Origin of the sequence: Methylobacterium organophilum (assembly GCF_022179465.1) — a bacterium.
In the GTDB taxonomy this organism is placed as follows: Bacteria; Pseudomonadota; Alphaproteobacteria; order Rhizobiales; family Beijerinckiaceae; genus Methylobacterium; species Methylobacterium organophilum.
Map to the genome: position 1 here is coordinate 283,883 of NZ_BPQV01000003.1, position 12,793 is coordinate 296,675.

General features: G+C 70.2%; 11 protein-coding genes. 9 read left to right on the top strand and 2 right to left on the bottom strand.

Features of this window, described 5'->3' with window-relative positions; genetic code table 11:
* Both MFF21_RS06810 and MFF21_RS06815 read right to left on the bottom strand, forming a co-directional pair.
* Positions 1–1,083, bottom strand: coding sequence for an ABC transporter substrate-binding protein (locus MFF21_RS06810; protein ID WP_238310492.1), 1,083 nt, complete (start codon positions 1,081–1,083; stop codon positions 1–3).
* 263 nt (positions 1,084–1,346) lie between these two features.
* Positions 1,347–2,270, bottom strand: coding sequence for an aliphatic sulfonate ABC transporter substrate-binding protein (locus MFF21_RS06815; protein WP_238310528.1), 924 nt, complete (start codon positions 2,268–2,270; stop codon positions 1,347–1,349).
* A 540-nt stretch (positions 2,271–2,810) separates the two neighbouring features.
* Here MFF21_RS06815 and MFF21_RS06820 point away from each other — a divergent pair.
* From MFF21_RS06820 to MFF21_RS06860, 9 genes are all read left to right on the top strand, one after another.
* Complete coding sequence (locus tag MFF21_RS06820; protein ID WP_238310493.1) at positions 2,811–3,716, top strand: ABC transporter ATP-binding protein; 906 nt, start codon at positions 2,811–2,813, stop codon at positions 3,714–3,716.
* Positions 3,713–4,606, top strand: a complete 894-nt coding sequence (locus tag MFF21_RS06825) for a branched-chain amino acid ABC transporter permease (protein ID WP_238310494.1) — start codon at positions 3,713–3,715, stop codon at positions 4,604–4,606. Before MFF21_RS06820 ends, MFF21_RS06825 begins: the two co-directional genes overlap by 4 nt.
* A 6-nt stretch (positions 4,607–4,612) precedes the next feature.
* Positions 4,613–5,647, top strand: coding sequence for a branched-chain amino acid ABC transporter permease (locus MFF21_RS06830; RefSeq protein ID WP_238310495.1), 1,035 nt, complete (start codon positions 4,613–4,615; stop codon positions 5,645–5,647).
* Positions 5,648–5,679: 32 nt separating this feature from the next.
* Positions 5,680–7,029 carry an ABC transporter substrate-binding protein gene (locus MFF21_RS06835; protein WP_238310496.1) on the top strand — a complete coding sequence of 450 codons (1,350 nt, stop codon included), beginning with the start codon at positions 5,680–5,682 and terminating at the stop codon, positions 7,027–7,029.
* Positions 7,026–7,817, top strand: coding sequence for an ABC transporter ATP-binding protein (locus tag MFF21_RS06840; protein ID WP_373324949.1), 792 nt, complete (start codon positions 7,026–7,028; stop codon positions 7,815–7,817). The genes MFF21_RS06835 and MFF21_RS06840 overlap by 4 nt, the downstream gene beginning before the upstream one ends.
* A gap of 454 nt (positions 7,818–8,271) precedes the next feature.
* Positions 8,272–9,654, top strand: coding sequence for a carbohydrate porin (locus MFF21_RS06845; RefSeq protein ID WP_238310530.1), 1,383 nt, complete (start codon positions 8,272–8,274; stop codon positions 9,652–9,654).
* 56 nt (positions 9,655–9,710) lie between these two features.
* The gene (locus MFF21_RS06850; RefSeq protein ID WP_238310497.1) at positions 9,711–11,114 is read left to right on the top strand and encodes an LLM class flavin-dependent oxidoreductase; all 1,404 of its coding nucleotides are present in this window, start codon (positions 9,711–9,713) and stop codon (positions 11,112–11,114) included.
* Positions 11,115–11,124: 10 nt separating this feature from the next.
* Positions 11,125–11,895: an ABC transporter ATP-binding protein gene (locus tag MFF21_RS06855; protein WP_238310498.1), complete on the top strand. Its 771-nt coding sequence runs from the start codon at positions 11,125–11,127 to the stop codon at positions 11,893–11,895.
* A 10-nt stretch (positions 11,896–11,905) separates the two neighbouring features.
* Positions 11,906–12,787 carry a branched-chain amino acid ABC transporter permease gene (locus MFF21_RS06860; RefSeq protein ID WP_238310499.1) on the top strand — a complete coding sequence of 294 codons (882 nt, stop codon included), beginning with the start codon at positions 11,906–11,908 and terminating at the stop codon, positions 12,785–12,787.
* Positions 12,788–12,793 lie beyond the last annotated feature (6 nt).

Consider the following 12,793-nt stretch of genomic DNA (forward strand, 5'->3'; position numbering starts at 1 on the left):
TCAGCTCAGCACGTCGGCGTAGATGCGCTCGGCGAACTTGGCCGTGTCGGTCGTCCGCTTGAGCACCTTCACGCGCTTCAATTCGTCCCCGTAGAGCGCGAGCTGCTCCTTGAGGTCGCCCCCGACCGGGCGGTCGCCATGCGCCTGGGACCTGAGCATCGCGGCCAGATCCTCGACCGAGCCCTTGCCGCCATAGCCGGAGAAGGCCTTGGCCGCCGCGACCGGGTCCGCGTGGACATGGTGCCCCGCCTCCAGCACGGCCCGGGTCAGGGCGCTCGCCGCCGCGCGGTCGTTGCGGATGAGGCTGCCGCGCAAAGCCACCACGCAGCAGGTGCGGGTGGCGTATTCGCCCGAGAGGTTGGTGGCGAGCTCGGCGAAGCGCGGATCCTTGAGCCAGAGCCAGGTGCGGGGATCGGAATCGGCGAGCGCCTGGGCCTCGCCCTTCTCGACCGCGAGGTTCAGGAGATCGGCCGGGTACTGGCGCCACTCCACCTCCGTCTCGGGATCGATGCCGGCCTTGGCCAGCAGCAGCCCGAAGAAGTTCTTGGCGGGCGAGGCCTGATCGCTGATCGCGATGGTCTTGCCCTTGAGCGCCGCGATCTCCGTGATGCCGGCCGCCTTCGCGGTGAGCAGGCGCAGGCAACCGCCATGCAGCCCGGCGGTGATCTTCACGTCGAAGCCCTGCTCCAGGGGCTTCAGCCAGCGCAATGCCATGCCGATGCCGGCATCCGCCTTGCCCGTGGCGATGGCCTCCAGCAGCGCCTCGGTCGAGCCGCCGAAATTGACGAATTCCACGTCGAGGCCATGGCGGGCGAAGAGGCCGCTCTCCTTGGCCAGCGGCGCGGCGGCGGTGCAGATCGCCGTGGCGTTCCAGGCGAGCTTGATCGGCTTCAGCGGCCCCGTGGCCTCGGCCGCGACCGGCCGGCAGAGCGGGCCGGGATCGAAGCCGCCGCCCGGGCCGGGCCCGAAGGCGCGGCCGGTGCCGAGCCCGAGGCCGAACGGCAAGGCCGCCGCCGCGGCGGCCCCACGCAGCAGGAACCGGCGCGACGGCGAGCGGCCGTGACGCGCGAACGCATCGGTCATGGGGGTCGTCTCCAGGGCGCGTGAGCGCGACAGATGAGGAGCAGGCGGCAACGCGCGCCTCCTACCGAGTCCTCAAATGAATAATGACTTCACCAGTGTTCATTCGCGAAATCTTGAAGTCAATGAACAGTCATTCTCAATATTTATGAAAAGAGAAGAGATTGTTCCAGCAAGCCGGCCGGCACGGGAACGTCCTGCCAAGGACGCGAACCCCTCCGACCCGCGAGGCGGAGGGGGTTCGAAAGACCTGGGGCGGGACGCCCTCAGCGGGTCGGCGGCTGCCAGAGGCCGAGGGCGGCCGCGTCGACCGGGCGGGGCAGCAGGCCCTCGGCCTTGAAGGCGTCGGCGATCTTCTGCTGCTCGGAGAGGCCCTCGCGCGTCACCGGCTCGACCTTGTAGCTGCGCCGGTCGTTCGCCTGGCGCACGATGGCCGGCTCGATCTTCCAGAGGGCGCCGAGCCTTGTCGCCGCCTCCTCCGGATTCGCCTTCACCCAAGCGCCGGCCTGGGCGAGCTTGGCGAAGAGCACGCCCAGCACCGCGCCGTTCTGCGCCACATAGGCGTCGGAGGCGAGGTAGTAGCGCTTGTAGAGGGACAGGCCGGTGCCGTCCCGCAGGATCCGGGCACCGGACTGCGCCTGGGCCGCCGACAGGAACGGGTCCCAGGCGACCCAGGCATCGACGCTGCCGCTGGTGAGCGCGCCGCGGCCATCGGCCGGGGTGAGATAGGCCGGCGTGATGCTGGTGAAGGGCAAGCTCTCGGCGCCGAGGGCCGCGAGCAGCAGGTAATGGCTCCCGGCGCCCTTGGTGACCGCGACCTTCCGGCCCTTCAGGTCGGCCACCGTCTTGATCGGGGAATCCGCGGCGACCAGGATCGCCTGGGCACTCGGCGACGGCGCCTCCTGCGCCACGTAGGTGATGAGGGCGCCCGCGGCCTGGGCGAAGACGGGAACCGTGTCGGCCACGTCCGCGGAGACGTCGATCTGCCCGACATTCAGGGCTTCCATGATCGGCAGCCCGCTCGTGAATTCGTGCCAGGAGACGGTGACGCCGAGGGGCTTCAGCGCATCCTCCAGGGCCCCCTCCTGCCGCAGCAGCGCGATCAGGGTCGAGGAGCGCTGGTAGCCGATGCGCAGACTCGCGGACGCAGCCGAGGCGCCCTCCGTCTGCCAGGCCAGGGCCAGCAGCATCAGGGCGCCCGTCGCGAGCAGGGCGCGAAGACCGTGACGCATCGTTGAAAGACCTCGTTTGAGCCGATGAGGACAGCTCGCCTCGCAGGACTCATGACGTTCGGAAAATCGAACGTCAATGAAACGGAACGGCAAATACTTGGCGCTCAACGATAGGATCTTTCATCGAACGCCAGCGGAAGAGTAGAAAAATCCCATCGCCTCCGCCAGGCCGGTTTTCTTAAGGTCCGGATTCGAGAGGCCGGAACGCCGCCCGGCGCCGTCAGCCGGGCCTGCGGGGACGCCGCGGGCGGCATCGAGGGCAAAAACCAAAACCACCTCGCGGCACGGCCCGCCCGCGGAACGATCTTCGCGCGCGCCACCGAAATAAGAACGAATGTACTTTTGACTTTTCGGCCCTCCTCAATCCAAAAATAGACAAGGAAAGACATCGGCGGGTCCACGCAAGGATCCGCCATGGTCTCGCGCCCACCTTAATCGCATTCGGATGCCGCCGCGTCTTGCCGACGCGGCAGGCGTGCCATGGACGGATCCTAGATCATGCAGCCTGCGCTGCGCCTCGTCCGGTCGGCCCCGGACGGGGACGCCCCCCTCCGGCCCGCGGCCCGCCCCAGCGCCGTGCCCGTCCCACGTGCCGCGCCGGGCTTCGGCCGGGCGCAGACGATCCTGTCCGTGGAGGGCCTGTCCCTGTCCTTCGGCGGCACGGTGGCCTTCGCGGAGATCGACCTCACCGTCGGCGCGGGGGAGATCCACGCGGTGATCGGCCCGAACGGGGCCGGCAAATCCTCCCTCATCAACGCCGTCACCGGCCTCTACGCCCCGCAGGCCGGGCGTGTGCGGATCGGAACGGCCGCCTTCACCCGCGTGCCGGCCGGGCGCCTCGCCGGGCTCGGCGTCGCCCGCACCTTCCAGAACCTCGCCCTGTTCAAGGGCCTGAGCGTCCTCGAGAACGTGCTGTCCGGGCTGTCCGCGGCACGGGAAGCGGGGCTCGCCGCCCAGCTCCTCGGACTGCCGGCCGCCCGGCGGGAGGCGCGGCGCCACCGCTTCGAGGCCGAGGCGGTGATCGCGCATCTGGAGCTCGACGCCCATCGCGACCGGCCGGCGGGCAGCCTGCCCTACGGCCTGCAGAAGCGGGTGGAACTGGCCCGCGCCCTGGTCGCCCGCCCGAAACTCCTCCTCCTCGACGAGCCGATGGCCGGCATGACCGCCACCGAGAAGGCCGAGATGAGCGGCTTCATCCGGGCCGCGCGGGAGCGCACCGGCGCGGGCATCGTGCTGATCGAGCACGATATCGGCGTGGTGATGCGGCTCTCCGACCGGGTCAGCGTGCTCGACCATGGCCGGCGCATCGCCACCGGCAGCCCCGCCGAGGTGCAGGCGGATCCCGCCGTCATCGCCGCCTATCTCGGGCTCGAGGACGGCGACGCGGCGGAGGACGCGGCATGAGTCCCGATCTCGCCTTCCTCGTCGAGGTCGTCGTCGGCGGCCTGCTGTCGGGCGTGATGTACGCTCTCGTCGCGATCGGCTTCGTGCTGATCTACAAGACCTCCGGCGTGCTGAACTTCGCCCAAGGGGCGATGGTGCTGTTCGCCGCCCTCACCTTCGTCAGCCTGGTCGAGCGCGGCCTGCCCTTCCCCGCGGCGCTGGCCGCGACGCTCGCGGTGATGGTGGCCGTCGGGCTTTCCATCGAGCGGACCGTGCTGCGGCCCCTCGTCAACCAGCCGCCGATCACCCTGTTCATGGCCACCCTCGGGGTCGCCTACGTCATCGAGGGCGCGGCCCAGCTGGCCTGGGGCACGCAGGTGCACGGGCTCGACCTCGGCATCGACGACACGCCGCTCGACATCGCCGGCGTGCTGGTGAGCCGGTTCGATCTCTTCGCGGCCACCGTCGCGGGCCTGATGGTCGCGCTGCTGACCGCCTTCTTCCGCTTCACCCGCACCGGCCTCGCCTTCCGGGCCGTGGCCGACGACCCGCTCGCCGCCCTCAACACGGGCCTGCGCCTGCCCCGGATCTGGTCCGCGGTCTGGATCGCCGCCGGCATCGTCGCCCTGGTGGCGGGCCTGCTCTGGGGCGCGCGCCTCGGCGTGCAGTTCTCCCTGTCGCTCGTGGTGCTGAAGGCCCTGCCGGTGCTGGTGCTGGGCGGCTTCGATTCCATCGCCGGGGCCATCGTCGCCGGGCTGATCGTGGGCGCGGTCGAGAAGCTGTCGGAGGTCTATCTCGGGCCGCTCATCGGCGGCGGCATCGAAGGCTGGATCGCCTATGTCGCGGCGCTCGGCTTCCTGCTGGTCCGCCCCTCCGGCCTGTTCGGCCTGCGCGGCGTCGAGCGGGTCTGACCAGCCATGACCAGCCTCCCCCTCTCCGCCGCTCGCCCCCCTCTCCCGGCCCGGGCCTTCGGCCTCGCCGCCCTGCTGGCGCTCGCCTACGGGGTCGTGCCCCTGATCGGCAGCAGCTACCTGTTCGAGGCGATCCTGACGCCGTTCCTGGCGCTGTCGCTGGCCGGGCTCGGGCTCAACCTGCTCACCGGCTATGCCGGGCTGCTCTCGCTCGGCTCGGCCGCCTTCATGGCGGTCGGTGCCTATGCCGCCTTCAACCTGTCCCTGCGGCTGCCCCTCCTGCCGCTGCCGGTCTCGATCCTGCTGGCCGGGCTGGTGGCGGCCCTGGCCGGGCTCGTCGCCGGGTTGCCGGCGCTGCGGCTGCGCGGCTTCTACCTCGCGGTCTCGACGCTGGCGGTGCAGTTCTTCGTCGCCTGGGCGCTGAACCGCTTCGGCTGGTTCTCCAACGACAGCCCGTCCGGCGTCATCAACGCCCCCCGGCTGGTGGTGGCGGGCCTGTCCTTCGAGGATGCCCGCGGGCGCTACCTGTTCTCGCTCACCGTCGTCGCGCTGCTCACCCTCGCCGCATGGCGCCTGGTGCGCTCCCCCACGGGCCGCGACCTCGTGGCGATCCGGGACAACGAGACCGCGGCCCGGGTGGTCGGGGTGAAGGTCGCCCGCACCAAGCTCCTGGCCTTCGCCCTCTCCTCCTTCGTGGTCGGGGTGGCGGGCGTGCTCTGGGCCTTCGCCTATCTGCGCACGGTCGAGCCGGCCGGGTTCAACCTCGACCGCTCCTTCCAGATCCTCTTCATCGTCATCATCGGCGGCCTTGGCACCCTGCGCGGCGCCTTCCTCGGGGCGGGCTTCATCGTGGTGCTGCCCCTGCTGCTCTCGCGCCTCGGCGCGGCCCTCCTCGGCGACGGCTTCGATTCCGGCACCCTGGAGATGGTCCAGCGCATCGTGCTCGGCGCCCTGATCGTGGCCGTGCTGATCCGCGAGCCCGCGGGCCTCGCCGCCCTGCTCGACCGGGCCGGCCGCCGCCTCGCCCGCGGATCCGCCTGAGCCTCCCCCCTCATCAAACCCGAAGGACGACCATGCCCCTGAGATCCCGCAGCCGCGCCGCCCTGCTCGCCGGCGCCGCCCTCCTCGCCCTCGCCGGCGCGGCCGGCGCCGACGAGCAGCATTTCCCGCTCCAGAGCTACCGCGTCGGCCCCTACGCCGCCGGCGGCACCGGCTTCTTCGGCGGCTTCATCGACTACCTGAACCTCATCAACACCCGCGACGGCGGCGTGAACGGGGTGAAGCTCACCTGGAGCGAGGGCGAGACCCAGTACGAGGTCGAGCGCGGCGTCGAGGTCTACGAGCGGCTGAAGTCGCGGCCCGGCATCGCCGCCTGGAACCCGCTCTCGGTGGGCATCGCCTACGCGATGATCGACCGCATCACCGCCGACAAGGTGCCGCTGATCACGATCAACCATGGCCGCACCGATTCCACCGACGGCCGCGTCTTCCCCTACGTCTTCCCGCTGCTGCTCAACCCCTACAGCGAGACCAGCGGCATCATCGAGTATCTCGGCACCCGGGAGGGCGGCCTCGAGAAGCTCAAGGGCAAGACCATCGCCGTGCTCTATCACGGCTCGCCCTACGGCAAGGAAACGATCCCGATCTACGAGCTGCTCGCCAAGAAGTACGGCTTCAAGGTCGAGCAGATCGAGGTGCCCCATCCCGGCAACGAGCAGCAATCGCAGTGGCTCGCCATCCGCCGCCTGCGGCCGGATTACGTGGTGCTGCGCGGCTGGGGCGTGATGAACCCGGTGGCGCTCAAGACCGCGCAGAAGACCGGCTTCCCCGCCGACCGCATCGTCGGCAATGTCTGGTCGAATTCGGAGGAGGACGTGATCCCGGCGGGCGAGGCCGCCAAGGGCTACGTGGCCATCACCACCCAGGCCTCGGGCACCGAATATCCGGTGATCCAGGAGGTGGTGCACAACGTCTACGAGAAGGGCGCCGGCAACCTCGCCGACAAGAAGCGCATCGGCAGCGTCTATCACAATCTCGGCGTGCTCAACGGCATCCTCAACGTCGAGGCCGTGCGGATCGCGCAGGGCAAGTTCGGCAAGCGGACGCTCACCGGCGACGAGGTCCGCTGGGGCTTCGAGCATCTGCGCCTGGACGAGGCCCGCGTCGCCGCGCTCGGCGCCAAGGGGCTGTTCCACTCGATCAACGTCACCTGCGCCAACCACGAGGGCGAGGGCCGCGTCACCTTCCAGCAATGGGACGGGGCGAAGTGGAAGGTCGTCTCCGACTGGATCAAGCCCGACTGGGCGAGCCTGCGCCCGATCATCGAGGCCTCCTCGGCGGTCTATGCCAAGGAGCACGGCATCACCCCGCGCGATTGCGGCGCGGAAGAGAGCGGCAAGCAGGCCTCGGCGGAAGGCCGGTGACGGGCGGCGCCGATCCGGCCCTCCTGCGCGTCGAGGCGCTGGAGGTCGTCTATGGCGGCGCGGTCCGGGCGCTGGGCGGCGTGGACCTGACCGTGCGCGCGGGCGAGATCGTCGCCCTCGTCGGCGCCAACGGCGCCGGCAAGACCACCCTGCTGCGGGCGGTGTCGAACCTCCTGCCCGCCACCCGCGGGCAAGTCGTGGGCGGCCGCCTCGCCTATGCCGGGCAGGACATCGCCCGCACCCGCACCGACCGGCTCGTCCGCGACGGGCTGGTCGGCGTGCTCGAAGGGCGCCATTGCTTCCGCGCGCTGACCGTCGAGGAGAACCTGGTGGCCGGCGGCCTCGGGCGCGGCTCGGACCGGAACGCGGTCCGCGCCGATCTCGACCGGGTCTACGGCCTCTTCCCCCGCCTCGCCCAGAAGCGGGGCGTGGCCGCCGGCCTGCTCTCGGGCGGCGAGCAGCAGATGGCGGCGATCGGCCGGGCCCTGATGGGGCGTCCCCGCCTGCTCGTCCTCGACGAGCCCTCGATGGGGCTCGCCCCCCGGGTGGTCGAGGAGATCTACCGCGTTCTGTCCGGCCTGAACCGGGCGGAGGGCCTGACCCTGCTGGTCGCCGAGCAGAATGTCCGCCTCGCGCTGCGCCACGCCCATCACGCCGTCGTGCTGGAGAACGGCCGCAGCGTGCTCGCGGGCGCCGCCGCAGCCCTGCGGGCGCGCGACGACATCAAGGCGTTCTATCTCGGCCTCGCCGAGGTTCCGCCGGAGCCGCGCGCCGTCGCGCGGGCCTGAAAGCGCGGGAGGACGACCTCCTCCCCCAGGGACCACCAGAGGCGGAAGCATCTTCCGCAGGTCGCACCAAATAAAGTATGCGCTTTCATTGACTGAATAGCTTCCATACACGAAAACAATATCACACAAGAGCTGGCCGACCCAAGGAATACGCCATGTATTCTTGGATCGAGCGGGGCGTCGCGCCCGATCCGACCGGACGGCGCAAGACCCCTCCGGCCTCGGTGCAGGCGCCGCGCGCCGGCCTGCACCCGGCGTCCCCGATGCCCCGCCCCGTCCGACCTCACGAACCTGCGGTGCCGCCGGTCGCTCGACCCTGCGCGGAGCCGCGAGAAAACGAGCCTTGATGACGAACGACGTGCCTTCCCCCGCCTCTCGATCGGCCGTGGTGCCCTCCGCGGCGCTCCTGCGCCGCCTGCTCCTCGGGACCTGCCTCGCCGGCGCCCTGCCGGTCATGGCCTCGCCCGTCCATGCGCAATCCGCGAGCGCGGTCGAAACCTTCACCCAGGAGGCCGGCCCGGCCACCGATTCCAGCGCGATCGGCGTCGCCCCGGACGGCACGGTGAAGTGGCACGGGCCGCTCGCCCCCTACGCGGCCTCCCTCGCTGCCGCGGGCCTGAGCTTCGACGTCAACGTCTACAACTTCTTCTTCGCGAACCCGAGCGCGGGCCTGCGCCCGGGCCAGCTCTCGAACTCCGCCTATTACCTGCTCAGCCTCGATGCCGATCTCGACCGGCTCGCCGGGATCAAGGGCGGCTGGTTCCACTACACGCAGAGCTTCTTCGGCCTGCGCTGGAACAACCGCAACATGGGCGGCGACATCGGCGACTCCACGGTCGGGTACCAGCCGACCTTCAACCGCGACTTCGCCCGGCTCTCGATCCTCACCTACGAGCAGCGGCTGCTCGACGACCGCCTCGCCATCGAGGTCGGGCGCACCCATCCCAATCGCTACTACGCCCTGCCCCCCTGCCAATCGAGCGTGAGCTGCTTCCAGGACATCCTGCAGATCAATGCCGGCCTGAGCTCGCCGCTCTACTCGGTCTGGGGCGCCAACGTCGCCTACAAGCTCTCGCCGAACGACTACGTCCAGGCCGGCGCCTTCAGCGTGACCAGCGGCGCCAACTTCCTGTCGGGCTACGACTGGGGCTACGAGCCGCTCAACGGCGCCCTGGTCCTGGCGGAGGCCGGCCATTCGACCACCTTCGCCAATGACCGCTATCCCGGCCGCGTGGCGCTGACCGGCTTCTACAACACCGCCGACCACGACGATAATTACCGCACGGTCTTCGGCACCTCGAAGGGGCTGAACCCGGGCACCCCGGTGCTCCAGCGCTCGGGCACCTCCGGCCTCATCCTCACCGCGAGCCAGGTGATCTGGCGGGCCGATGGCGGCGCGGACGCGGCCAACCTGAACCCGACCTCGATCCAGGCCTATACCAGCCTCGCCTACGCCCCCGACCCGACGATCCCGATCCGCTGGAACGCCTTTGCCGGCCTCACCCTGCAGGCCCCGGACCAGAGCCGGCCGCTCGACCGCTACGGCGTCAAGGTCAACTGGCAGCGCATCGCCGCCGACTACGCCCAGTTCCTGGCGGATGCGAACTTCCTCTCCGGCGGCTCCGGCGCCCTGTATTCGCGCGACAAGTTCGTCTTCGAGGCGAACGCCCATCTGGCCCTCGGCAAGGGCGTCTTCTTCGAGCCGGTCGTCCAGTACCTCGTGAACGGCAATTCCTACTGGAACCCCTTCACGGCCAACCGCCCGAAGGACGGCTTCTATGTCGGCGCCACGCTGATCGTGCCGCTCGGCGCGATCCTCGGCCTCGCCCCGGGCTGAGCGGCCCCGGCCGCCAGCCCCGCCGCCCGCCGGATCCCCAGAACGGACGAAGCCCCATGACGCGCCCGATACGTTTCAACGCCTTCGACATGAACTGTGTCGGCCACCAGTCGCCGGGGCTCTGGGCCCATCCCCGCGACCGGTCCTGGCAGTACAAGGACCTCGCATACTGGCAGGACCTCGCCCGCACGCTGGAGCGGGGCATCTTCGACGGGATCTTCATCGCCGACGTCGTGGGCTATTACGACGTCTACAAGGGCTCGAACTGGCACGCCCTGCACCAGGCGGCGCAGATCCCGGTCAACGATCCGCTCCAGCTCGCCGCCCCGATCGCGCTCGCCACCGAGCATCTCGGCATCGGCATCACCGCCTCGACCTCGTTCGAGCACCCCTACACCTTCGCCCGCCGCCTCTCGACCGCCGACCACCACACCAAGGGCCGCGTCGGCTGGAACATCGTCACCTCGTATCTGGAGAGCGGGGCGAAGAATCTCGGCCAGGCCGGGCTGAAGCGCCACGACAACCGCTACGAGGTCGCGGCCGAATATGTCGAAGTGCTCTACAAGCTGTTCGAGGGCAGCTGGGAGGACGGCGCGGTCCTGCGCGACCGCGAGCGGCGCATCTTCACCGACCCCTCCAAGGTCCACGAGATCGGCCATCGCGGCCGGCATTTCGAGGTGCCGGGCTACCATCTCTGCGAGCCCTCGCCCCAGCGCACCCCGGTGCTCTACCAGGCGGGCGCCTCGGGGCCGGGCAAGGCCTTCGCGGCGGCCCATGCCGAATGCGTCTTCGTCGGCGCGCCCCTGAAATCCATGCTGAAGGCCTATGTGGCCGACGTGCGCGCCAAGGCCGTCGCCGCCGGCCGCTCGGCCCGCGACGTGCTGATCTACAACCTCACCACCGTCATCGTCGCCGAGACCGACGAGGCCGCGCAGAAGAAGTTCGAGGAGTACCAGTCCTACACGTCCTATGACGGGGCGCTGGTCTTCATGTCCGGCTGGAGCGGGATCGATTTCGGCCAATACGCGCCGACCGACCTGGTCAAGAAGGTCGAGACCAACGCCATCGTCTCGATGGTCGAGCATTTCTCCTCCGGCGAGAAGCCGTGGTCGATTGCGGAGCTCGCCCGCTGGGGCGGGATCGGCGGCATCGGCCCGGTCTTCGTCGGCTCGCCCTCGACCGTCGCCGACATCCTGCAGGAATGGGTCGAGGAGACCGATGTCGACGGCTTCAACCTGGCCTATGCGGTCACGCCCGAGACCTTCGAGGACACGGTCAACCTGCTGGTGCCCGAGCTCCAGCGCCGCGGCGTCTACCCGAAGGCATACCGCCCCGGCACCCTGCGGGACAAACTGTTCGGGCGCGGCCCGCTCCTGCCCGAGACCCATCCCGCCCACGGCTACCGGGACATCGAGGCGGTGAAGGCCCGCGAGGCCTCCCGCCTCGCCGCGGCGGAGTGAGGCCGGGCCGATGGCGGATCCGATCCTCGAACTCTCCGACGTCTCCCTCTCCTTCAAGGGCATCAAGGCGATCAGCGCCCTCAGCTTCGCCGTGGCCCGCGGCGAGATCTGCGCGCTGATCGGCCCGAACGGCGCCGGCAAGAGCTCCCTCCTTAACATCCTGAACGGCGTCTACCGGGCCGATTCCGGCACGCTCACCTTCGACGGAGAGCGCTTCGGCCGCATCAGCCCCGGCCGGGCGGCGTGGCTCGGCATCGGGCGCACCTTCCAGCACGCAGCCCTGTTCGGGCCCCTCACTGTGCGCGACAACGTGCTGGCGGGGCTTGCCCGCCACAGCCGCACGACCATCGCCGAGCACGCCTTCGGCCTGCCCCGGGACGCGGCCGAGACGCGTCGCTTCCACGCCCTCGCCGAGGAGACCCTGAGCTTCCTCGAACTCTCCGCCCATCGCGACCGCATCGTCGCGACCCTGCCCTACGGCGTGCAGAAGCGGGTCGACCTCGCCCGCGCCCTGGTCGCTCGGCCGAAGCTGCTCCTGCTCGACGAGCCCATGGCCGGCATGAACGGCGACGAGAAGCGGGCGATGGCCCGCTTCATCGCCCGAACGCGGGAGGCCTTCGGCACCACGGTGGTGCTGATCGAGCACGATATCGGCGTGGTGATGAGCCTGTCCGACCACGTCGTCGCCCTCGATTACGGGCGCAAGATCGGGGACGGCGCGCCCGAGGCCGTGCGCAACGATCCGGCGGTGATCGCCGCCTATCTCGGCAAGCCGCATTGAGGGCGTCCCGATGAGCTTCTTCCTGGAAACGCTCGCGGGCGGCCTGCTCGCCGGCGTGATGTACGCCCTCGTCGCGATCGGCTTCGTGCTGATCTACAAGGCCTCGGGCGTGTTCAACTTCGCCCAGGGGGCGATGGTGCTCTGCGCCGCGCTCACCTTCGTGACGCTGACCGAGAAGGGCCTGCCCTTCTGGCTCGCCGGCCTGCTGACGCTGGCGATCATGGTCGCCCTCGGCGTCGCGGTGGAGCGGGTGGTGCTGCGGCCCCTCGTGAACCGCTCCCAGATCACCCTGTTCATGGCGACGCTGGGCCTGTCCTACGTCATCGAGGGCACGGCGCAGTTCCTGATGGGCGCCAGCGTGCACGAGCTCGATCTCGGCATCGTCGACCTGCCGATCGAGGTCGGCCCGATCCAGCTCAGCCGCTTCGACCTCGTCGCCGCGGCGAGCGCCGGGGCGCTGGTGATCGCCCTGTCCCTGTTCTTCGACCGCACCCGCATCGGCGTGGCCCTGCGGGCGGTGGCGGACGATCCCCAGGCGGCCCTCTCCATCGGCATCCGGCTGCAGACCCTCTGGGCCGCGGTCTGGGCGGTGGCCGGCTTCGTGGCCCTGGTCGCCGGCCTGCTCTGGGGCGCCCGCCAGGGGGTGCAGTTCTCCCTCACCTTCGTGGTGCTGAAGGCCCTGCCCGTCCTGATCATCGGCGGCTTCACCTCGATCGCCGGGGCGATCGTCGGCGGCCTCATCGTCGGCGCCGCCGACAGCCTCGCCGAGATCTACCTGGCGCCGCTCCTCGGCGGCTCCGTCTCCACCTGGTTCGCCTACCTGCTCGCCGTCGCCTTCCTGCTGGTGCGTCCCGCAGGGCTCTACGGCGAGCGCGCCATCGAGAGAGTCTGATCCGAC